At 71.6% G+C, this 22,430-nt stretch carries 19 protein-coding genes; 10 read left to right on the forward strand and 9 right to left on the reverse strand.

Features of this window, described 5'->3' with window-relative positions:
* Positions 1-38: 38 nt before the first annotated feature.
* The 7 genes from trxA to AC5Y6X_RS16515 all read right to left on the reverse strand — a co-directional run bounded on the left by trxA (position 39) and on the right by AC5Y6X_RS16515 (position 9,666).
* The gene (gene trxA, locus AC5Y6X_RS16485) at positions 39-392 is read right to left on the reverse strand and encodes a thioredoxin (protein ID WP_499987562.1); all 354 of its coding nucleotides are present in this window, start codon (positions 390-392) and stop codon (positions 39-41) included.
* Positions 393-405: 13 nt separating this feature from the next.
* The gene (gene trxB, locus AC5Y6X_RS16490) at positions 406-1,401 is read right to left on the reverse strand and encodes a thioredoxin-disulfide reductase (protein ID WP_499987563.1); all 996 of its coding nucleotides are present in this window, start codon (positions 1,399-1,401) and stop codon (positions 406-408) included.
* A gap of 96 nt (positions 1,402-1,497) precedes the next feature.
* Positions 1,498-2,229, reverse strand: a complete 732-nt coding sequence (locus AC5Y6X_RS16495; RefSeq protein ID WP_499987564.1) for an RsmA family anti-sigma factor — start codon at positions 2,227-2,229, stop codon at positions 1,498-1,500.
* A gap of 66 nt (positions 2,230-2,295) precedes the next feature.
* Complete coding sequence (sigM, locus tag AC5Y6X_RS16500) at positions 2,296-2,874, reverse strand: RNA polymerase sigma factor SigM (protein WP_324675812.1); 579 nt, start codon at positions 2,872-2,874, stop codon at positions 2,296-2,298.
* A 65-nt stretch (positions 2,875-2,939) separates the two neighbouring features.
* Entirely contained in the window at positions 2,940-6,527 is a 3,588-nt protein-coding gene (locus AC5Y6X_RS16505; protein ID WP_499987566.1) for a lipid II flippase MurJ, read from the reverse strand.
* The gene (locus AC5Y6X_RS16510) at positions 6,524-8,929 is read right to left on the reverse strand and encodes a hypothetical protein (RefSeq protein ID WP_499987567.1); all 2,406 of its coding nucleotides are present in this window, start codon (positions 8,927-8,929) and stop codon (positions 6,524-6,526) included. Before AC5Y6X_RS16510 ends, AC5Y6X_RS16505 begins: the two co-directional genes overlap by 4 nt.
* Positions 8,926-9,666: an NUDIX hydrolase gene (locus AC5Y6X_RS16515; protein ID WP_499987569.1), complete on the reverse strand. Its 741-nt coding sequence runs from the start codon at positions 9,664-9,666 to the stop codon at positions 8,926-8,928. Before AC5Y6X_RS16515 ends, AC5Y6X_RS16510 begins: the two co-directional genes overlap by 4 nt.
* 85 nt (positions 9,667-9,751) lie before the next feature.
* On the opposite strand from AC5Y6X_RS16515, the gene AC5Y6X_RS16520 reads away from it, so the two are divergent.
* The 10 genes from AC5Y6X_RS16520 (at position 9,752) to eccA (ending at position 21,085) form a co-directional block, all read left to right on the forward strand.
* Positions 9,752-11,203: a CCA tRNA nucleotidyltransferase gene (locus AC5Y6X_RS16520; RefSeq protein WP_499987570.1), complete on the forward strand. Its 1,452-nt coding sequence runs from the start codon at positions 9,752-9,754 to the stop codon at positions 11,201-11,203.
* A 24-nt stretch (positions 11,204-11,227) separates the two neighbouring features.
* The gene (locus tag AC5Y6X_RS16525) at positions 11,228-11,737 is read left to right on the forward strand and encodes a pullulanase (protein ID WP_499987572.1); all 510 of its coding nucleotides are present in this window, start codon (positions 11,228-11,230) and stop codon (positions 11,735-11,737) included.
* A 183-nt stretch (positions 11,738-11,920) separates the two neighbouring features.
* Positions 11,921-12,247 carry a WXG100 family type VII secretion target gene (locus tag AC5Y6X_RS16530; RefSeq protein ID WP_324675823.1) on the forward strand — a complete coding sequence of 109 codons (327 nt, stop codon included), beginning with the start codon at positions 11,921-11,923 and terminating at the stop codon, positions 12,245-12,247.
* A gap of 43 nt (positions 12,248-12,290) precedes the next feature.
* The gene (locus tag AC5Y6X_RS16535) at positions 12,291-12,581 is read left to right on the forward strand and encodes a WXG100 family type VII secretion target (RefSeq protein ID WP_324675825.1); all 291 of its coding nucleotides are present in this window, start codon (positions 12,291-12,293) and stop codon (positions 12,579-12,581) included.
* 78 nt (positions 12,582-12,659) lie between these two features.
* Positions 12,660-13,493, forward strand: a complete 834-nt coding sequence (locus tag AC5Y6X_RS16540; RefSeq protein ID WP_499987574.1) for an ESX secretion-associated protein EspG — start codon at positions 12,660-12,662, stop codon at positions 13,491-13,493.
* A gap of 36 nt (positions 13,494-13,529) precedes the next feature.
* Entirely contained in the window at positions 13,530-14,558 is a 1,029-nt protein-coding gene (locus AC5Y6X_RS16545) for a MinD/ParA family ATP-binding protein (protein WP_499987576.1), read from the forward strand.
* Positions 14,558-16,039, forward strand: coding sequence for a type VII secretion integral membrane protein EccD (gene eccD / locus AC5Y6X_RS16550; protein WP_499987578.1), 1,482 nt, complete (start codon positions 14,558-14,560; stop codon positions 16,037-16,039). Before AC5Y6X_RS16545 ends, eccD begins: the two co-directional genes overlap by 1 nt.
* Positions 16,036-17,703, forward strand: coding sequence for a type VII secretion-associated serine protease mycosin (gene mycP / locus AC5Y6X_RS16555; protein WP_499987579.1), 1,668 nt, complete (start codon positions 16,036-16,038; stop codon positions 17,701-17,703). The genes eccD and mycP overlap by 4 nt, the downstream gene beginning before the upstream one ends.
* The gene (eccE, locus tag AC5Y6X_RS16560; RefSeq protein WP_499987581.1) at positions 17,700-19,238 is read left to right on the forward strand and encodes a type VII secretion protein EccE; all 1,539 of its coding nucleotides are present in this window, start codon (positions 17,700-17,702) and stop codon (positions 19,236-19,238) included. The genes mycP and eccE overlap by 4 nt, the downstream gene beginning before the upstream one ends.
* Positions 19,235-21,085, forward strand: a complete 1,851-nt coding sequence (eccA, locus tag AC5Y6X_RS16565; protein WP_499987582.1) for a type VII secretion AAA-ATPase EccA — start codon at positions 19,235-19,237, stop codon at positions 21,083-21,085. The genes eccE and eccA overlap by 4 nt, the downstream gene beginning before the upstream one ends.
* Positions 21,086-21,101: 16 nt before the next feature.
* Here eccA and AC5Y6X_RS16570 read toward each other — a convergent pair whose 3' ends face one another.
* Positions 21,102-21,542, reverse strand: coding sequence for a nitroreductase family deazaflavin-dependent oxidoreductase (locus AC5Y6X_RS16570; protein ID WP_499987584.1), 441 nt, complete (start codon positions 21,540-21,542; stop codon positions 21,102-21,104).
* A 26-nt stretch (positions 21,543-21,568) separates the two neighbouring features.
* Positions 21,569-22,405: an NmrA family NAD(P)-binding protein gene (locus AC5Y6X_RS16575; RefSeq protein ID WP_499987586.1), complete on the reverse strand. Its 837-nt coding sequence runs from the start codon at positions 22,403-22,405 to the stop codon at positions 21,569-21,571.
* Positions 22,406-22,430 lie beyond the last annotated feature (25 nt).

The raw sequence follows: 22,430 nt of genomic DNA on the forward strand, positions 1-22,430 counted from the left end.
GCTGAGCGGCGGCGTTGCGCCGCGGCCCGGATGGGGGCTCAGGTGAGGTTGGGAACCGCGTCGGAAAGCTCACGCAGCAAGGCGGCCTTGCCCTTAGCGCCGACGATGCGTTTCACCGGCTGACCGTCCTTGAACAGGATCATGGTGGGAATCGAGACCACCTGGAAGTCGCGCGCCGTTTCCGGGTTGGCGTCGACGTCGAGCTTGGCGACGGTGAGTTGCTCGGCCCGCTCGCTGGCGATCTCCTCGAGGACGGGCGCGACCATCTTGCACGGGCCGCACCACGTCGCCCAAAAGTCAACCAGCACAGGCTTATTGCTGGACAACACGTCGGTGGAGAAGGACGCGTCGGAGACTTCTATTGTGGCCCCGGCGTTTTCGGCGTCGGTCATCGTGGTGCTCCCATCACATCGGTACGGTCAGCTGCTGCGGCTCCGGGGCCGCGTCGGACTCTTCGTGCTCGGCCAGCCACCGTTCGGCGTCGATGGCCGCGGCGCAACCGCTGCCGGCGGCCGTGACCGCCTGCCGATAGGTGCGGTCCACCAGGTCCCCGGCGGCGAACACACCGTCCAGCGAGGTGCTGGTCGTGCGGCCCTTCACGAGCACGTAGCCGTCGGGGTCGACGTCGACGGCGTCGCGCACCAATTCCGAGCGCGGCTCGTGGCCGATCGCGACGAAAACACCGGTCACCGGCAGCGTGGTTTCCGCGCCGGTCACGGTGTCGCGCAACCGCAATCCGGTCACCGTCGTCTCGCCGTCGACCGCGACCACGGTGTGGTTGGTGACGAACTTGACCTTGTCGTTGTTGCGGGCGCGGTTCAGCATGATCTTCGACGCCCGGAACTCGTCGCGACGGTGCACGATCGTCACGCTGGTGGCGAACCGGGTCAGAAACAGCGCTTCCTCCATCGCGGAGTCACCGCCGCCGATGACGGCGATGTGCTGGTCGCGGAAGAAGAACCCGTCGCAGGTGGCGCAGGAGCTCACGCCGCGGCCCAGCAGCTCCTGCTCGCCGGGAACCAGCAGATAGCGCGCCGCGGCGCCCATCGCCAGGATGACGGCCCGGGCGCGGTGGGTCTCGCCGTCCGCGGTGACGACGGACTTGACCGGCCCGTCCAGCGACACCGACTCGACGTCTTCCATCCGCAGGTCCGCGCCGAAGCGCAGCGCCTGCTCGCGCATCTCGTCCATCAATTCGGGGCCGGTGATGCCCTCGCGGAAGCCGGGGTAGTTCTCCACCTCGGTGGTGGTCATCAACGCGCCGCCGAACGAGGTGCCCTCGAAGACCAGCGGGGCCAGCTGCGCGCGGGCGGCATACAGCGCCGCGGTGTACCCGGCGGGACCGGAACCGATGACGATGACGTCGTGGACGGTGTCAGGAGCGGACGGGGCGACGGTCATGCGGGCCTTTCGGGTACTCGAGCGTCTTCAAGTGTGTACGAACGCCAGCGTAGGCGGGGGTGTTCCCGCCCGCGGCGCGCAACACGTGGCATCACACTAAGGGCGGGGGACTTGCGTGTTGGCCAGCAGCCCGGTGTCGGCGGCGCTGCAATTCAGCGCCACCGCGAAGACCGCCAGGTCGTTGGGCGTATCGCCGGGCAGCACCAGCAGCACGCCGGGGCGGGCGTTGACGTCGACCGGTCGCGCGCCCAGCACCCGCGTGGAGGCCGGATAGCCGAGGCCGCTGAGGCACGACGCGCGCCGGGACGGGTCGGACAGCGGGCCGTAGTCGGGGCTGCGGTCGAGCAGGCCGAGGATCTCGTCCCGCGACAGCGGCACCGTCATGGGCGGCGTGGACACCGTGATGTGCTCGGCCGTGACGGAGGTGCTCGGCACCGGGGCGGGCGCGTCGATCAGCGCCGCCGTGCCGATGCCGATCGCGGCGAGCGCCGCGCACCCGCCAGCCACCCCCGCCAGGACCCTGCCGGGGCGCACCGGCGGCCGGGCGGAATGCGCCGCGGGGGCGCCGGCGGGCCCGCTACCCGTTGTCAGCGCCGCGGTGATCCGCGCGATCGCGTCGGGGGGAGCGTCGGGGGCCGACGCCGCATCCGCGCCGGCGGCGGCGACGTCGCGGCGCACCCGGTTCAGCGCGCCGAGGGTCGCCTGGGCCTGCGGGTCGGCGCGAACCCGTTCGCGCACCCGGGCGGCCGCGTCGTCGTCGAGCAGACCGGCCTGCAGATCGGCGAGGCGCTCGACCGTCAGGGGCGGATCGTTCTCGGCGTCAGACATCCGCCCCAGTGTCCGTCATGCGCGCACCGATGGCCAGATGTGGCCTGCGCGAAGGCCTGTCGGCGGTCAGGCCCGGCCCGCGCGCCCGTCGGGTGCGGCGGTGTCGAGATAGCCGAGCAGCTCGGCGAGGCGAACCCGGGCGCGGGCGCAGCGGCTCTTGACGGTGCCCTCGGGGATGCCGAGCAGACGCGCGGTGTCGGCGACCGAGTAGCCCTGCATGTCGACCGCGACGACCGCGGCCCGTTGCTCGACCGGAAGCCGGGCCAGGGCCCGCTGCACCACGATCGCGGTCTCGACCTGAGCGCTGCGGTCGGCCACCGGGTACACGTCCTCGAGCGGCACGGTGCGCTGCCCTTTGCCGCGCCGCAGCCGGTCCAGGCAGGCGTTGACGACGATGCGGTGCAGCCAGCTGCCGACCGCGGCGTCGTGGCGAAACGATCCCGCGCCGCGGTGGGCCGAGAGCATGGCGTCCTGCAGCGCGTCCTCGGCGTCCTCCGGGGTGCGGGTGGTCAGCCGGGCGAGGCGGTGCAGCTGCCGCTGGTGGCGGTGGAACAGCTCGGAGAAGGCGTAGCGGTCGCCGGCGACGTGGGCGGCCAGCAGCTCGGCGTCGCTGCGTTCCCGCCGGACCCGTCCCCCCACACCCACGGCCGGACAGTAACCAATCGGCGATCGCGCGGCACTTCACCGCGGCGCGCGTCTGTGAGCGCCCGTCAGGACGCGGCCTGGACGGTGATCTCGAAGAATCCGGCCTGGCTCTTGCCGTTGGTGGTGCCCAGCGTTGAAATCCACACCAGCAGGTTCGACGTCGGCGCGCCGGCCCTGACCGGGATGACGTTATGCCCGGGTTTGAGCGTGAAGGCCGGCGCCAGCACGGTGGTGTCCTGCAGCTTGGCCGGCGACTGGGTGGACGCCGCGCGGATCTCGACCTTGGTCCCGGTGCTCGGGGTGTCGATGGTGACCTGGCCGACGACGGTCGGGTTGGGCAGCTGCAGCATCAACCCTTCGCCCTGCTTGTAACTGGGGAACGGGACGGCGTCGGTGTAGACCTCGGTGGCCCAGGCGGTGGTGGGGTCGCCGTCGATGGCCTGCCCGGCGGTGCCCGCGTTGTCCGGATCGCCGTCGGGGGCGAAGACGGACGCCCGGGTGGGTTTGACGACGCTGCCCGCGGCGACGGAGCTGGGGGCCGACGACGCGGTCGACGACGACGGCCCGTTCAGCCCGAGCTCGTCCTTGTTGAGGCCGCCGCCGACGTTGCCGAAGATCTTGCTCACCACCGACGCCAGCACCAAAAGCGCCACCACGATGACCGCAAGCCCGGCGCCGACCCCGATCAGCACGTTGCGGCGGCGCCGCGCGAACGTCGCGTAATCGCCCCGGCCGGAGGCCTCGCGGACGCTGGGCACCAGGGGCGTGTCGTCGACGGGCCCGAGCACCTCGGTGCGGTCCGCGACCGCGGTCGCCTGCTGCAGCAGGTTCAAAAGCGTTGAGGCACTGCGTATCCCGCCGTCCTCCTGAACCGCGCGGACCGCGACGGCGGAGATCTGGAACGGGATGTCGCGGTCGATGACGGTGGGTTCGACCGGCAGGCCCGAGGCATCCCGTTCGGCGGGCGCCAGCCCGCTGCGCACCCCGTGCTCCGGCAGTGGCCAGCGGTTGACCAGCAGGGCGTACAGGGCAGCCCCGATTCCGCGGATGTCGTCCTGCGGGTTGGCGTCGGGCATGGTCGCCGGGTAGGCCAGCACCACGTCGCCCTCGATGCTGACGCGCACCCGGCTGGGGTGGTCGATCGACAGGGCAACCCCGGCGCGGTGCGCGGCGTCGGCCGCGGCGGCCAGCGACTGCATCGCGCGGATCGCCCCGACCGGCGACGGCGAGGTGTCGGCGACCTCCTGCAGCGAGCCGCCGCGGATCCACTCCGCGACGACCAGGCCGCCGGATCCGGTGTGCACCACGTCGAGCACCCGGGCGACGCCGGGCTTGTCGATCCGGCTCAGCCGCAGCGTGCGGGCGAGGATCTCCTGCAGCACGTCGTGGGGCAGGGCCCCGTCGGGATCGACGAAGGTGAGCGCGACCTGCCGGTCCAGCGCGGTGTCCAGCGCCTGCCAGAACTGCAGCGGCGGGGCGCCGCCGTGGAAGACCAGCAGCCGGTACCGGCCGCCGGCGATGCGCGCGCCGGGCACCAGGTGGACGTCGTCGCCGGACGCCGACAGGCCCGGCAGGTCGCCGTTGCGCTGGTCGGACGGCCGCGGCGGGGCCGAATCGGGCTTGGCCGGAATATCGGGGGCCGGGATGTCGGGCTCGAAGTCGTCGGCGACGGGACGCCGCGCCTTGCCGCCGGGCGCGGGCCCGGATGCGGCGCTGTCTACTGGGCGGTCGGTCACCTCCGGTCCTTTCGCTATCCCGACGCTGTGGGCCCCCTCCGGAGGCCTGCGCCGGATCGGCTCCTGGACCGCATTTACCCCCGGCGGGGACGAATTCCTCTGCTCAGGGTACGTGACGGGGCGCCGAAGCGACGATCGATCCGGCGCAGCCGTCGCCGGGCTCGCCGGCGGCCCGCCCCGGCGCCCGAACCGGCGTCGGACGGCGCCCAGCGCGGCTTGCGCCTCCGGGACGCGGGCGCGGACCATCACCGCGGCCATGATCGGCAACATGATGGCGGCCAGCACCAGCAGGCGCAGCAGCGAACCCGCTCCGCCGCCGTGAGCCGTCAACCGGCCCAGGCCCAGCAGCCGGTCGGCCACGTGGCCGACCAACGCGGCCAGCAACGACGCGGCGACGGTGACCAGGACCGTCCGCACCTCCCGGACCCCGACGGGGTGGCCCCCGGCCGGCAGCAGGGTGCGCCGCAGCAACTGGTAGCCGACGACCGCGCCGGCCAGGAAGCCGACACCGTTGGCCAGCCCGAGGAATCCGGCCACCAGCTTGGGGTCGCCGGTGAGGTGCGGGGCCAGCACCGAGCCGACGATCTTGACGGCCGTGATGACGAGGATGATCACGATCGGCGTCCACGGCTGCTCCCGCGCGTAGAACACGCGCAGCTGCAAAAGCACCAGCCCGTAGGGGATCAACGTGAACGCCGACAACGCGATCGCGGCGCCCAGGTATCCGGCGTCGACCCCGCCGAAGTGGCCGTAGGCGAACAGCGCGCTGCCGATCGCCGGCCCGCCGACGGTCATGAACGCCACGATCGGGATCAGCGTGATCAGGGTCAGCCGGGTGGCCAGCGACAGGTCGGCCAGCACCGCCTGGGTGTCGTTGGCGGCGGCGTTGCGGCTCAGCCGCGGCGTCACCACGGTCAGCACCGTCACGCCGATCATGCCGAACGGCAGCATCAGCACCAGCCAGGTGTAGTTGTAGATCGCCGGCCCGGAAGCCGCTGCGGTGCTTGCGATTTGGTTGCCGACCACCAGGCCGAGCTGGCTGATCAGCACGTAGAGCACCATCGCGGCGGCCATCGCGCCGAATCGCTTGAGCCGCTGATCGATTCCCCACATCGGGCGCAGGCTGACGCGCTCGCGGCGCAGCGCGATCAGCAGCACCGCGGTCTGGGCGAACACGCCGGCGGTGGTGCCGATGCCGAGCACCAGTAGCTTGGCGTTGCCCATCCGGACGGGATCGACCGAAAGCTCACCGGGGGCCGCCAGGTACACGCCCAGGGTCGCGAGCGCGACGACGTTGTTGACCACCGGCGCCCACGCCGTCGGCCCAAACACGTTGCGGGTGTTCAGGATTGCCATGAACACCGAGGTGAGCCCGTAGGCGAGCACCTGCGGCAGCAGCAGGTAGGCGAAGGCGACGGTCAGGGGCTCGTTGACCTGCGGGGTGCGGCCCAGCATCAGGCGCACCAGCAGCGGCGCGGCCAGCACCGACACCGCCGTCGCGAACAGCAGCAGCGCGGTCGTCAGCGTGACCAGGCGCCGCACAAACGCGGCGCCGCCGTCGGGGTCGTCCTGCTCGGCGCGGGCCAGCACGGGAACGAAGATGGCGGTGAACGTCGCCTCCAGCACCAGCGCCGCGACCAGGTTCGGCAGCTGGTTGGCCACCGAGAAGGCGCTGGACAGCGCGGCGCCCAGGATGGCGGCCAGCAGCACGATCCGGGCGAACCCGGTGATCCGGCTGACCAGCGTGGCGAACGCCATCGCCCACGACCGCGACACCAGCGCGGCGTCGGACAGTTCGGGGCGCCGGCGGGCCAGCTCCGGCACCGGGGGCAGCGGGCCGGTCGGCGGCGAGGCGGGTCCCCGGGCGGGTGGCCGCGGATGTGGCCGCGGATGTGGCCGCCCGTAGGCGGGCTTCATACTCTGTGCTCTTCGTCGACGTGCTGGTCGCCGGCCCGGTCGTGGACCTCGCCGCGGGGGCGGGCGGGCCGGCGCTCGGGCGGACGGTCCAGGTCGGCGCGGTCGGGCTGGCCGCGGAAGCGGTGCCAAAGCCGGCGCCCGGCGAGCAGCACCAGGATCGCCGCCGCGGTCAGCGTGATCGCGAACAGCACCTTCCCGTAGGCGTTGGAGTGCACCGACAGGCGCACCGGCTCACCCAGCCGCATGCCGTCCGGCGTGCGCAACGACACGTCGATGGCCACCCGCTGGGTGAAGTTCACCTCGATGGGCACCCGCAGCGGCAGGTAGCCGGGCGGCAACTCCACCTGGCCGACGTCGGTGACGGTCATCCCGGGCGGGGCGTCGACCTGCAGCCGCACCCGGATGGGGACGGCCAGCCCGTTGTGCAGCGCCAGCGGCAGCGGGCTGTGCTCGGTGGCCAGGGTGTAGGAGCCGCCCGGGTTGACGATCGTGACGGCGCCGAACAGGTCGTTGATCGTTTTGCCCACCACCGCCACGCGCTGCTGGGCCAGCCCCTTGCGGGTGTCCGGCGGTTCCGATTCGCTCAGCGCCCGCAGCATGTCCTCGCACAGCGGCGCGGTGTAGCCGATGCCGGTCAGCCCGGTGCGCTCGTCGGTGGTCAGCGCCGACGTCAGCCCCCACAGCCGCCCGACCTGGTGGCCGATGTCGGCGGTGACGTCGTCGGCGAACCGGCCGCGCGCCGCCAGGTAGGCGTCCGTCGGCTCCGGCGCCTCGTTGTGGGCCGCGGCCTCGGCGATCAGCGCGGGCAGCGGCCGCGGGATCGCCAGACCCGAGCGGATCGCGGTGGCCAGCGCGGTCAGGATCGTCTGCGCGTCGTCGGTCTGCAGGTTCCACACCGCCGGCGGCATCAGGATCTGGGTGCGCGGCGCGGCGTCGCGCTGCAGGGCGCGCCAGAACATCGAGCCCAGCGCGTCCTGGCGCCGCGCGGTCTCGGAGTCGTGCGCGAGCCGGACCGTCAGCGAGGCGTCCAGATAGGTGGGGACGGCGGGGCTGGTTCCCGTCCCGGCGAGCGCGGCGCCGACGGCCGGGTCGAACGGCGCCAGCACCACCTGGGGGGTCAACCGCCGCGGTTTGGTGTCGACGGTGGTGGGAGAGTCGCTCGCGGAGTCCTGGGCGGCCAGGTCGCCGGCCGCGACCGCGACGGTGTTGTCGTTGGCGCTGAGCAGGTTGACCGCGTTGTTGGTCAACGGGCCGTCGGGCAGCAGGGTGGCGCCGCGGGCGGAGGCGACGTCGAGGATGCGGTCGACGATGTCCCCGGCGCCGTTGGTGGCGGCCGCGCTCAGGCCCGGGTCATTGACGCGTTGCAGCGCGTCGAGGTCGGCCTGCGCGTAGGGCAGCGGTGCGACGCAGGTGCGGTGGGCCAGCGCGCGCAGCCGGTTCAGCCACCCGGTCGCGGCCGCCTGACCTGCGCCCGGGTGGGTCGGGCCGGCGGGTTGCTGGGCGGCGAGGTCGGGTGAGTTGGAAACCACGTAGCCGTTGGTCATCGCGTTGACGGTGACCAGCAGGTCCGGGTCGACGGCGAGGCACAACGCGTGCCCGACCGCGCCGTCGGGGTCGACGTCGTGGCTGGTGGCGACCTCGGCCGCGGACAGCAGGATGTCCAGCCGGCCGCCGGTGGCCAGGGAGGTGGCCAGGTCGTCGTCGACCAGCCGGACCGGGATGGTGCCCCCGGGGGCGCCCGGGGCCAGCCGGGGCCGGTCGGCCAGCGGCCACAGCATGGTGATCCACACGGGTTTCGAGGTGTCGGGTGCGACGGCCGCGCCCAGGTCGTCCGTCCGGTCGGGCGGCACGCCGATGACGGGCAGCAGGAACCGCGCGTTGTCGAGTCGGGCGGGGGCGCCGTAGTCGGGTGTCCCGTTGGCGTTGACCAGTATCGGGTAGATCCCGGGCTGGTCGATGCCCAGCGACGGCTTGGTCATCGAGCGCAGCGGGGCGGACAGGGTGAAGCCGGCCTGCTGGCCGCGCTGCAGTTCCGGCGCGACCGTCAGGAAGTCCGCCGCCGGCTGGTACTGGTCGGTGGCGCCGTCCAGGGTGGTGCGCAGGCCGGACGACGCGGCCACGGGCGCGGCGTGCTCGAGCCGGACCATGACGTCGCGCACCGGGCGGTCGCCGATGTTGATCACCATGCCGCTGACCGTGATGACCGGTTGGCTCGTCGTCGTCACCACATCCGGGGTCACCTGGTCGATGCGGACGCGGACGAACGGCGTCGCCCCGGGCTCGCCGGCGGCCGCGCGCGGCGCGGTGGCGGGCCCGGTGAGCACTACCGCGAAACCGGCCACGATGCCGACGACGGCGGCAAGGCGCAACAAGCCGGCCCAGCAGAGTCGCCGCGCAATCACGGTCCCGGACCGTGACCGTTCTTCCGGCCGGCGGGTTTGTCGGCGTGCTTGTCGGAATGCCTTGTGCGCGAATGCGTTTGCGGATGCCGCCGGGGCGAGCTGGGCGGCAGCGGGGGAAGCGCGGCGGGACCGTCGCTCTGCAGCTTGCCGATCAGTTCGTCGGCGACCTCGGCCAGGCGCCGCTCGTCCGCGTAGGCCAGCCTCGACGGCAGCTCCCGCATCGGTACCCAGGCCACCTCGGCGACCTCGAGGTCCTCGTCGCAGAGCTCGCCGCCGGAGAAGCGCATCAAATAATGGTGCACGGTCTTGTGCACCCGGCGGCCGTCGGTGACGAACCAGTAGTCGATGCGCCCCAGCGCGGCCAGCACGCTGCCGCGAATCCCGGTCTCCTCGGCGACCTCACGGATGGCCGTCTGCTCGGCGGTCTCGCCGAGCTCGATGTGCCCCTTGGGCAGCGACCACAGCATCCGCCCGCGCCGGTCGATGCGGCCGATGAGCGCGGCAACCTGGTTGTCGCGCGGCCCGTCGAGGCCGTCGATGACGAGCCCGCCGGCCGACGTTTCGTGCACGGTTCGCAGCCGGTCCGGCACGCGGCGCGGCGAGCGGGATCGGCGCGGCTTGGTCGCGGCGTCGCCGTTGCCCTGGCCGTTGGTCAGGTTCTCGGCCGAGCCGGCAGCGCCGCGGCGCCGGCGCCGTCCCCGGCGCCGACGCGGTTTGGCTTGTTCGCCATCCGACACCCAAGCGATAGTAGCTGGCACGAGCTGGGCCTCTGGACATACTCGCCGCTGGCGAGGCCCCGTCGCTTGACTACGCTGATCGAACGTGTCCCAAGCCGATGCCGATCTGCTGACCGCCGCGGCGGTCGCCCTGAACCGGCATGCCCCGGTGCTGAGCGAGCTGGGCTCGATCTTCGCCGACGCGGGTCACGAGCTGTACCTGGTCGGCGGTTCGGTGCGCGACGCCCTGCTGGCTCGGTTGCGCTCGCCCGACCTCGACTTCGCCACCGACGCCCACCCCGAACGGGTGCAACAGATCGTGCGGCAGTGGGCGGACAGCGTGTGGGACACCGGCATCGCGTTCGGCACCGTCGGGGTCGGAAAGGGCGAGTACCGCCTCGAGATCACCACCTTCCGCACCGACCGCTACGACCAGGTGTCCCGCAACCCGGAGGTGCGCTACGGCGAGCGGCTCGACGACGACCTGGTGCGCCGCGATTTCACGGTGAACGCGATGGCGGTGCGCATCACCCCGACCGGCCCGGGCGAATTCCTCGATCCCCTGGGCGGTTTGGCCGCGCTGGGCGCCCGCATGCTGGACACCCCGTCGGCGCCGTCGGTGTCCTTCGGGGACGACCCGCTGCGGATGCTGCGCGCCGCGCGGTTCGTGTCGCAACTGGGCTTCACCGTCGCCCCGCGGGTGCGGGCGGCGATCGAGGAGATGGCCCCGCAGCTGGCCCGGATCAGCGCCGAGCGGGTGGCCGCCGAGCTGGACAAGCTGCTCCTCGGCGACGACCCGGTGGCCGGCATCGACCTGCTGGTGCAGAGCGGGATGGGCGACGTCGTGCTGCCCGAGGTCGGCGGCATGCAGATGGCCATCGACGAGCATCATCAGCACAAGGACGTCTACCAGCATTCGCTGACCGTGCTGCGGCAGGCGATCGCGCTGGAGGACCCGCGCCCGCAGGGCGGCCCGGACCTGGTGCTGCGCTGGGCCGCGCTGCTGCACGACATCGGCAAGCCGGCGACGCGGCGGCACGAGCCGAACGGCGGCGTCAGCTTCCACCACCACGAGGTGGTGGGCGCGAAGATGGTCCGAAAGCGGTTGCGGGCGTTGAAGTATTCCAAGCAGATGGTCGACGACGTCTCCCAGCTGGTGTATCTGCACCTACGCTTCCACGGCTACGGCGACGGCAAGTGGACCGATTCCGCGGTGCGCCGCTACGTCACCGACGCCGGCCCGTTGCTGCCCCGGCTGCACAAGCTGGTGCGCGCCGACTGCACGACCCGCAACAAGCGACGCGCCGCCCGCCTGCAGGCCAGCTACGACCGGCTGGAGGCGCGGATCGCCGAGCTGGCCGCCCGGGAGGACCTCGCGCGGGTGCGCCCCGACCTGGACGGCAACCAGATCATGGAGCTGCTCGGCATCCCGGCGGGCCCGCAGGTCGGCGAGGCGTGGCGCTATCTCAAGGAGCTGCGGCTGGAACGCGGCCCGCTGAGCACCGCGGAGGCATCCGCCGAGCTGCTGGCCTGGTGGCGGTCGCGCGGGAACCGGTAGCCACCGCCGGGCGTCCGATAGGGCATGGATTACTGCCTCGCCGCGGATCAGGGCGCAGCGGCCATCTGGCACGGCCAGCCCGACCTCGACCTCGACGGGGACGGCCGGCTCGACGCGGTCGGCCTGGACTTCGACGGTGACGGGATGCGCGACGACGCGCTGGCCGACCTCGACGCCGACGGGGTGGCCGACCACGCCGTGCTGGACCTCGACAACGACGGCGCCCCGGAAAGTTACTTCACCGACGACGGGTCGGGGACGTGGGCGGTGGCGGTGGACCGGGGCGGCCAGCTGCGCTGGCATTCACTCGACGGCGCCGAACACACCGGCGGCCCGCTGGTCGACTTCGACGGGCAGGGGCGCCCCGACGATCGGTTGCTCGACACCGACGGCGACGGCGTCGCCGATCGCGTGCTGTGTTCCGGCGAGAACGGGACGACGGCCTATGTGGACACCGACGGCGACGGCCGCTGGAATGTGCGGCTCACCGATGCCGACGGCGACGGCCTGGCCGACGGGGCCGGCGCCCTGTGACGGACGGCCGGGCCGCCAAGCTATCCGCTCGCCGCTTCTGACATGGCGTTACCGTCGTTTGGGCGAACGCCCAGCTCAGCCCCTGTGGAGTAAATAAACGAACTGAAGTGACAGCCATCGATTGCTGTCTAGACTGCTACATATCCCGGCCCGGGGAGAGCCTAGAAATCGAGGGAGAAACGCATGCCAAGCAGCACCGTCGTTACGCCGGAGCTCCTGCGTAGCACACAGCAACGGATCGAGACGCGACTGCAAGAGGCGGCCGCGATCGTCAATCAGTATTTGAGCGGCCACGAGAACATCGTCAGCGCCACGGGGTGGTCCGGCCAGGCGGGGTCGACGTCGCTGAACACCGCCGGTCAGATCAGCCACGACCTGCAGCAGGCGATGAACGGCGGCAACCGGTTGGCGCACGGCCTCGGTCAGGCCGCGACGCTGATGGAAAACCACGAGGCCGACTCGTCCCACAACCTCGCGGGCCTGTTCGGCGCCGGCACGCAGTCGACCTAAGTCAACCCACCCCACGCGCTTTTACGAGTAAGGAAATACCGACATGACAGATCACATCGTCTACAACCACGCCGCCGTCAGCGGCCTGTCCGGCGACATCGGCACGCAGGCCGCCCAGCTGATGGAGATCCACGGCGACGTCCTGCACCTCACCCAGGCGCTGGCCGACTTCTTCCAGGGTCAGGGCGCGACCGCGTTCTTCGACGCGCAACAGCAGATGCTGCACGGGCTGGAGGGCCTGATCCAGACCGTCAGCCTGCACGGCCACACGGTGGACAGCGTGCATCAGGACGCTATCGGCACCGACATGGCGATGCAGAACTTCTTTCTCTAGCCTCTGGCCGCGCGCTAACGGCTTGATGGGGGCGTACGCGGACGCGTGCGCCCCCAGGGTCTGCGTCAAGGGAAAAGCGTGTTAACCACCACATTGGACGGGCTGTGGGCCCTTCAGGTCCTCAGCGGTATCGAGGTGCTGGCCCCCGAGCTGGGGTTGCGGCCGCACCTGCCCAGCGTCGAGCCCAAGACGATGGCGTTGCAGCACCCGGTGGCCGCCGAGCTGCTGGCCGCCGGGGTGATCGACGAGTCGGGCGCCGTGGACAGCACGGTGCTGGAGTGGCTGACCGTCCTGGCTCGCCGCGACGTCGGCCTGATCATGTACTTCCGCATACCCGACGATGACGACCCGCCGCGGGTGGTGCTCGCCAGGTTTGCGCAATGGTGGGTGGCGCTGGAACGGTCGGCCGACATCGTCCGGATCAGCGGGGCCGGGATCGCGAGCAACGAAGGCTCGGCCAGCTCGGCGCTGAACGCGCAGATCGAGCGGCTGTGCGGCGGCAACACACCCGCGACCCTGAGGCCCGTGACCCTGGACGCCGAAGCGATGCGCGCCGCCGCGGCCAGCCTGGAGGACGTGCGCGGATTCTTCCGGCGGCAAGGCCTCGAGCCCGATCAGCTCCACATGCTCGAGCTGGCCGCCGATCCCGCCCGCTCCGCGCAGGCCTCGATCGTCGCGATCCAGGCCGGGGTGGACACCGGCCGGCCGACGCGGACGTTCATCGAGCAGGGCGGGGTGACTATCATCGACACGCCGGAGGGGCGGCTGGTCGTCGAACAGGTCAGCACCGCGGGCAAGCAGTGGATGATCGTCGCCCCGGGGACCAAGGGCCGCGTCGCCTCGGCCATCAACCACATGGTGCGGCGTTTGCCGGCCGAGCGGGAATGGTATTCGTACCGAAAAGTTGTGTAAGTCGAGAGGTATCGCGTAAATGATTGCATCGGCGCCGTGACAAATCCGTGGACGGCCTCATCCAATTCACCGGAGCAGGGCGGACCCACTCGGCGAGAAGCGACCTCGCCTCGCTACCAAAACCCGGATTCGGTATCGGGCACCTTACGCATCTCCGACATGGTCGCGCCGCGGAAAATTCCGCCGGGCGGGGGTTGGCGCAAATTCGTCTACCGGGCGTCTTTTCGTGCCATCAACTTCGGCGAATCGCCCGCCGAAAGGCATTATCGGGAATTGCAGGAGCGGATTCGCCGGCACATCCGCAAGCAGTACGTGATCGGGGTGGTATCGGGCAAGGGCGGCGTCGGAAAGACCACCATGACCGCCTGCATCGGCGCGGTGTTCCGCGAATGCCGGCCCGAAAACGTGGTGGCCATCGATGCGGCCCCGGGCTTCGGGACGCTGGCCGGGCGGATCGACGAAAACCCGCCGGGCGATTACACGGCCGTACTCAACGACACCGATGTGCAGGGCTACGCGGACATCCGAGAACACTTGGGGCAGAACAGCATCGGCCTCGACGTGCTGGCCGGCAACCGGGCGTCGGATCAGCCGCGGCCGCTGGTGGCTTCGATGTTCACCGGGGTGCTGGCCCGGCTGCGCCGCACCCACACAGTCATCGTGGTGGACACCTCCGACGACCTGGAGCATCCGGTGATGAAGGCGGTGCTCGACGCGTGCGACACGCTGGTTTTCGTCTCCGGCCTGACGGCCGACACCTCGCTGCCCGTCACCCGCGCGATCGACCTGTTGCGGTCGATGGGTTATCACGAGCTGGTGTCCCGCAGCATGGTCATCCTCAACGACAGCCGCGACAAATACGACGCGGAGGCGCGCGCCTACCTCACCGAGCGATTCGCGCAATCCGGCGCCACCGTCGAATTCATGCCGTACGACTCGTATCTCGCGAAGGGCGGGATCATCGACACGCAGCACGAGTTGAAGAAGAAGACCCGATTGCGGCTGTTCGAGATCACCGCGGCGTTGGCCGACAAATACATTCCAGATGCCGATAGGCCGCACTAATGGCGAAGGTGTCGTTCCCGGCGCGCTGTGCGGTTGCGGTGGTCTGTGGCGAGCACCTCGTTTCGCAGGTGTACCCGGCGTCGGTGCCGATCGAGGTGTTCATCGACAACGTCGTCGAGCTGCTCAACGATGAGCTCAAGCGCCGCGGCCTGAACGGGCTCGAGCCCGGCGTCGGGTACGAGCTGCACAAGGCCAACGGCGTGCGGCTGGACGTCACCAAGACGCTCGACGAGTTGGGCGTCGAGGACGGCGCCACGCTGGCGCTGGTGCCCGCGGTGGACGGCGAGTCGTTCGAGCCGCAATACGAGTCGCTGTCCACCGGGCTGGCCCGCATGGGCAAGAGACTCTTCGAGCCGGTCACCGTCCAAACGGCGGCCCGCGTGGCGCTGGTCATCCTCGCGATGGTCTGCGCGACGGTGGTGGGACTGGCCCTGCGCCAACGCCTTTCGACCGACTCGTTGCTACCCTGCATCGTGACCGGGGCGGCCGGTCTGCTCGCCGCAGGTGGCGCCGCCGCGGTGTGGCGCTGGTGGCCGGATCGCACCGACATGGTCGACGGGCTCGGCTGGCTCGCGCTGCCGCTGCTGTCGACGGGCGTCGCGTGCGGAGCGCCCGGGCGGCTGGGCTCCGCGCACGTGTTCATCGCGGCGCTGGCGGCCGCGGTGCTGACCTGCGGGATCGCGGCGGTGACGGGGCGCCACGCCAACGTGGCGGCGACGGCGGTGACGGTGTTGGTCCTCGGCGGGACGGCGGCCGCGGCGCGCATGTGGTGGCCGATTCCCGCCCAGTGGCTCGGGATGTGCACCCTGGTCGCGTTGCTGCTGCTGCTGACCATGGCCCCCACGATCGCGCTGTGGGTGGCGCGGATCCGGCCGCCGTACTTCGGGTCGATCACCGGGCGCGACCTGTTCCGGCGCAGCGCCGGACTGCCCGTCGACGCGGTGGCGCCGGTGGAAGAGGGGGCCGACGAGGAGGCGAACCCGGACACCACGCCGCGCGGTGAGCTGATCGCCGCGGCGGCGACCCGAGCGAACAACGTGCTGACCGGAATCTGCGTGGGCGCCGGGCTGACGCTGCCGGCCGCGGTGTGGGCCACGCTGATGCCGGGCCGCGGCAAGAGCGTGGCCGCCGCGGTGCTGGCGGGACTGTTCGTGGTGATCTTCATCAGCCGCGGCCGCGCGTTCGCCGACAAGCGGCAGGCCATCGCCCTGGTGTGCGGCGCCGCCGCCGCGATGTGCGTCGGCGTCGTCAAATACGTTGTGCACGAGCCCGCCTCGGCGCAGTACGCCGTGTTGTGGGGCGCCCTGGTGTTGGCCGCGTTCGGCGGCGCCGGCCTGCTGGCGGCGCTGCTGGTGCCGATCACCAGGTTCACCCCGCTGGTGCGGATGATCGCCGAGTGGGTGGAGATCGCCGCGATCATCGCGGCCCTGCCGCTGGCGGCGTGGATCGGCGGATTGTTCACCTGGGTGCGGATGCGATGACCGGTCTCGGGGCCGGCGGTGCTCGACGGGCCGCGGCGCGGCGCGCCGGTGCGGCCACGCTGGCGAGCCTGCTCGTCGCCGCGTTGGCGAGCCTTCCCGCGGCGCAGGCGATTCCGCCGCCCATCGTCGATCCCGGCAGGGTGCCGGCCGACGGGAAGCCGGGCCCGGATCAGCCGATGCGGCAGAGCTTCGCGTGCGCCCGCACGATCACCGTCGCCGACCCGAACGTCGCCCTGCCCGCGCCCGGGTTCACGATGCTCAACATCAGCAAGGCGTGGCAGTACTCGACCGGTAACGGGGTGCCGGTCGCCGTCATCGACACCGGCATCAACCCGAACCGCCGGCTGCCGGTCGTCGCCGGCGGCGACTACATCATGGGCGGCGACGGGCTGACGGACTGCGACGCGCACGGGAGCATCGTGGGGTCGGTGATCGGGGCTGCGCCGCAAGGCATTCCGATGCCCGCACCGATGCCCAGCGCCCCGGCCTTCCCGCCGCCGGCCGGGCCGCCGCCCACCGACGCGGGTCCGCCACCGCCCGGCGGACCGCCGCCGCCGCCCGCACCGCCGCCACCGCCCCCGCCGGTGACGATCACCCAGGTGGTGCCGGCGCCGCCCCCGCCGCCCCCGCCCCCGGATGTGCCGTCGAACGGGCCGGGTGACCCGGCGCCGAACCAGCCCGACGATCCCGAGGTGCCGCCCCCGCCGCCGGGGGCACCCGACGGAATCGTCGGCGTCGCGCCGCACGCGGTGATCATCTCCATCCGGCAGTCCTCGCGGGCCTACGAACCGGTCAACCCCGGTCCCGGCGGCCTGGAGGGACGCAAGAAGGCCGGCACCATCGCGTCGCTTGCCAGCGCCATCGTGCACGCCGCGAACATGGGCGCGAAGGTGATCAATGTCAGTGTGACGGCTTGTGTTTCGGCCGCCGATCCGTTGGATCAGGGCGCCATCGGCGCGGCGGTGTGGTACGCCGCCACCGTCAAGGACGCGGTGGTGGTCGCGGCGGCGGGCAATGACAGCGAGGACGACTGCGCGCAAAACCCGTCCTTCGATCCGCTGAGCGCGTCGGATCCGCGCGACTGGCACCAGGTCAAGACGGTGTCGTCGCCGTCGTGGTTCTCCGACTACGTGCTGTCGGTGGGCGCGGTGGACAACACGGGCGCACCGATCAGCAAGAGCCTGGCCGGGCCGTGGGTCGCCGCCGCGGCGCCCGGCGTGGGGATCATGGGCTTGTCCCCGGATACGGGGGGACCGGCGAACGCCTACCCGCCGATTCGCCCGGGCGAGAAGAACATGCCGTTCTGGGGGACCAGCTTCTCGGCGGCCTACGTCAGCGGTGTGGCCGCACTGGTGCGCGCGAAATACCCCGCGCTGTCCGCACACCAGATCATCAACCGGATCCTGCAGACGGCGCACAATCCGCCGCGCGGGGTCGACAACCAGGTCGGCTACGGCGTGGTGGACCCGGTGGCCGCGCTGACCTTCGATGTGCCTGCGGGAGAACGGCTTCCACCGGCCGCGCAGAGCCGTCTGGTCCATCCGGCGCCGCCGCCACCGCCGCCGGACCATCGCGCCCGCGACATGGCGTTGATATTCGCCGGTGTCGTCGCGGCCGCCATCGCGGTGGCGTCGCTGATCTTCCGGGCGCGGCGGGAGCGATGAGCGCCGCGACGAGGCTGACGATCATCGCCGGCATCTTCGTCACCGTCCTCGCCGGGTGGGCGGTCGGTGGATACGGCGGCGCCACAGCCGGTTTGGTGCTCGGGACGGCGATCGGCGTCGTTCGCTGGCGGGGGCAGCCGGTGTGGTCGTGGCTGGCGCTGTGGTTGCGGCGCCGTCGGCCCATCGAGTGGACCGAGCCGCTCACGGTGGCCAACGACCGCGCCGGCGGCGGGGTTCGATACCAGGACGGCGTCGCGGTGGCCGCGGTGCAACTGCTCGGGAAGCCGCACACCCCCACCCTGTTCACCGGGTCGACCTCGACCTACACCGAGAACGCCTTCGACATCACCGATCTCAAGCCGCTGCTGCAGCAGAGCCTCGGCCTGAGGATCGGTTCGCTCAGCGTGGTCAGTGCCGGGGCCCGGCGGCGCAGCACGGGCGACTACCCGCGCGTGTACGACACGCTGATCGGGACGCCGCCGTACGCTGGTCAGCGCGAGACCTGGCTGATCGTGCGGACGTCGGTCCTCGACAATGTGGAGGCGCTGCGGGCGCGGGCCTCGGTGGGCACCGCGACGCTCGCGGCCGCGCAGCGGATCTGTGCGGCCATGCGGCAGCAGGGAATCCGGGCGCGGGTCGCCACGGCCACCGACATCGTCGAGATGGAGCGGCGGCTGGGCCGGTCGGCGCTGGAGGTGTCCAATCGGCGCTGGCGATCGGTGCGCGGCGACAGCGGCTGGCTCACCACCTACTGGTACGCGCCGCGCGACATCACCGCGGAGAAGCTGGCCCACGTCTGGTCGGCGCGCGCCGACGGGATCATCCAGAACGTCACGCTTTTCGGCTCGGGAACAGTCACCGCCACTGTGACGGTGCGCACCGCGCAACAGCCGACCGCCCCGCTCAGCACGATGCTGCACACGTTGCTCGGGCAGCAGGCGCTGGCCATCGCCGCCAACCTGTGTGGTCCGCTGCCGGCGCTGCGTGGCGTGCGCCGGGGATCGCTGGACCGCCCGCTGGTGGTCCCGATCGGGCCGTCGGGCGTGCTGCTCGGCAAGGTCGCCGGGGGAAACCGGCTGCTGCTGCCGTTGGACGACGCGGGGGAGTTCAGCCGGGTGCACATCGCCGCGGAGGACGCGCTCGCCAAGCGGTTCATCATCCGCATGGCGGGTGCCGGCGAGCGGATCACGGTGCACACGCGAAACATGCAGCGGTGGGCCACCGTTCGCATGCCGGACATCGCGGTGAGCGACCAGGCGAAGCCGGTGTCGGGCACGACGGTCAGCGTCGTCGACGGCACGCTCACGCCCGCCCCGCGGCCGAACACGCTGATCTCGGTCGGTGAGCCGGGCGAGCCGTACCGCGGGACCGCCAACGTGCTCATCACCCAGGTGGGCCCGGCGACGGTGGAGGTCCGGACCGACGGGCAGGTGCACACCGTGGAGGTGGAGTTGTTCCGCGCCGAGAACCGTTACGTATCGTCGGAACCGACGGTTTTGCGAAGCTCTGAGCTCGAAGCGGTGGATACACAATGACCAGCAGCACCACGCCCGCCGCCGCGCGCAAGGTGTTCGATCAGGCGATGACGTTGCTCGACACCGACCCCGCGGGCGCCGAGGCGCGGTTCCGGGAGGCGACGGAGATCGACCCGTCGATGGCCGACGCCTGGCTGGGCCGCATCGCCGCGGGTGACGAATCGCTGTCGACCGTCCAGCAGCTTTACACCTACGGCGCCCGGCTGCACCGGGAGACCAACCGGCTCGGCGCGCGCCTGTCGGCACCCATCAAAGCCGGGCCGTACCTGTCGATCTCGGTGACCGAGGCCTCGCACGCCGGCCTGGCGCTGGCCAGCGCGCTCATCGATGACCGGCAGTACGAGAAAGCCGAAGCGCTGCTGAAGGATTCGGCCCTGCTGGACAGCTGGGAGAACCACCAGTGGCAGCAATACATCGAGGCCTACCTGATGTTCGCCACGCAACGCTGGCCGGACGTGATCGCGGTCGCGGCGGGGGTCCTGCCGCCGCAGGCCATCATCATGTCGGCGGTCACCGCGGCGACCTGCACCCTGGCCGCCCACGCCGCCGCCCATCTGGGGCAGGGGCGCGTCGCGCTGGAGTGGACCGACCGCGTCGAGCTGCGCAGCGGCTACGGCGGCCCGACGGAGGCCCGCCGCCAGCATCTCGAAACCGCCGTCACCGCAATCGATCCCAACGACTTCCCGTTGATCGCCGCCGACCTGGCGTATGTGCGGGGGATGGCGCATCGCCAACTCGGCGAGGAGAACAAGGCGCAGGTGTGGCTCTCGAAGGCGACCATCAACGGCGCGCTGATCGAGTCGGCCAAACAGGCGTTGGCCGACCCCGCGCTGCAGCTGGTGGTCACCGACGAGGAGGCCATCAGGAGCCGGACGAACAAGTGGGACGTGAGCACCGAGCTGTCCGAGCAGCAGCGCCAGGAGTCCGAGCACCAGGAGCGGCGCAGCGAACTGCTGCGGGAGGGACGCGCGCTGCTCGACAACCAGGTGGGACTGGCCGAGGTCAAACGGGCGGTCGCCGAGCTTGAGGACCAGATCGAGGTTCGCGCGCTGCGCCTGGCCGCCGGGTTGCCGGTGGCCAACCAGACCAACCACATGCTGCTGGTCGGGCCGCCCGGCACCGGCAAGACCACCACCGCCGAGGCGCTGGGAAAGATCTACGCCGGGCTGGGCATCGTGCGGCATCCGGAGATCATCGAGGTCAAGCGGGCCGACTTCTGCGGGGAACACATCGGCGCGTCGGGTCCGAAGACCAACGAGCTGATCAGCCGGTCGCTGGGCCGCATCCTGTTCATGGACGAGTTCTACTCGCTGGTGGAGCGCCACCAGGACGGCCGGCCGGACATGATCGGCATGGAGGCCGTCAACCAGCTGCTGGTGGCGCTCGAGGTGCACCGCTTCGACTTCTGTTTCATCGGCGCGGGATACGAGCGCGAGGTCGACGAGTTCCTCACGGTGAACCCGGGTCTGGCGGGGCGGTTCAATCGCAAGCTGCGCTTCGAGTCCTACACGCCCGACGAGCTCGTCGAGATCGCGGTCCGCTATGGCAAGCCGCGCGCTACGGTGCTCGAGCCCGCCGCGGGCGAGGCGCTGAAGGCGGCGTGCGCGACCCTGCGCGCCTACCACGCGCCCAACGGCGAGCACGGCATCGACGTCATGCACAACGGACGGTTCGCCCGAAACGTCGTCGAACGCGCCGAGCGGTTGCGCGACTCGCGGGTGGCGGCCCAGCACCGCACCGACAAGGGCTCGGTGACCGTCGAGGACCTGCAGGCGTTACGCACCCAGGACGTGATCGCCGCGGTCAAGGACGCGTGCGCGGAAAAGCATGTGCCGATAGCGCTTTGAGCGACGTCAAGCGGGCTCAGGCCGGCTCGAACCGGAAGACCGCGAGCCGGCCCGCCAGCGCCTCGAACTCGTCGGGCGTGCCGTCGCGCACCATTCCCGAGCGCTTCGCGAACGCCACGCCGACGGGCACCTCGGTGGGAAAGGCGCGCAGCACCGGACGCGCCTCGTCGGCGTCGAGCTCGACGATTCTGACCCGCCGCGATCGCCGGCCCCGGGCGAGCGTGCCGGTGCCCGCGGCGCGGGCGTTGGCCGCCCAGTCGGCGCCCGGATAGCCGGCCACCACGTAGAGGCCGCCCCGAAACTCGAACGGCGTCATCGGGGTGCTGCGCGGCTGGCCCGACTTGCGGCCGGGCACGGTCAGCACCATGGCGGGACCCGTCGGTATCCCGAGGCGCTGCACCGCCATCATGAACTTGTTCATCGGCTTGAGGTAGCGCGGCGGGCGCGGTTGCGACATTTCAGAGCTCCTTTGTGTGCGGGGGTCTACTTCTCGAACAGGTAGCGGTGCGCCGACACCCAGCGCGCGAACGGCGTCGCCGCCCGGCCCAGGATCTTCTCGACGTCATGGGTGACCAGGGCGGGCTTGTCGAGGGTCTCGGCGAGCATGGCCATGTAGGCGTCGGCGAACCCGGCGCCGAAACCCAGGCCGACGAACCGCTGCCGCACCGCCTCGGCCGGCATCTCCCGGTACTGCAGCCGGCGGCCCAGGACCGCGCCGATGACATTCACCAGCTCGGTGTTGGTGAAGGCCTGCGGGCCGGTCAGCGGCACGCGCTGGCCGACGAGGTCGTCGGTGAGCAGCGCCCGCGCCGCGACGGCCGCGATGTCGCTCTCGACGATCGGCGCCGTCGACGCCGCGGCGTACGGCCCGGCCACCACGTCGCCGGCGCGGATCTGCGCCGCCCACATGCCGGCGAAGTTCGTCGCAAAGACCGTGGGGCGCAGGCTCACCCACGCCAGGCCGGAGTCGACCGCGAGCTGCTCGACCTCCCGGTTGCGGTCGCCGCGAAAGCGCGACGGCTGCCGGGAGAAGTCGTCGTCGGCGTTGATGGCCGACAGCGCCACCAGCTTGCCGACCCCGGCGGCCACGCACTCGGCGACGACGGAGGCCAGCTCGGCTCCGAGCGCGCGGGAGTTGAGGAATACCGCGGACGCTCCCGTCAGACCGTCGGTCGCCGATCCGACCACCTCGACGGAAGGCGGGAAGGCGGCCGTCCCGGGTGAGCGGGTGACCGCCCGGACGCGTGCGCCCGCGGCGGCGAGTTCGGCGACCAGCGGCCGCCCGACATTGCCGGTTGCCCCGGTTACGACGATCGTCATGATGTGCTTCCCTTCGGGTGTCCTT

The sequence above is a fragment of the Mycobacterium sp. NGS26 genome, assembly GCF_059813025.1.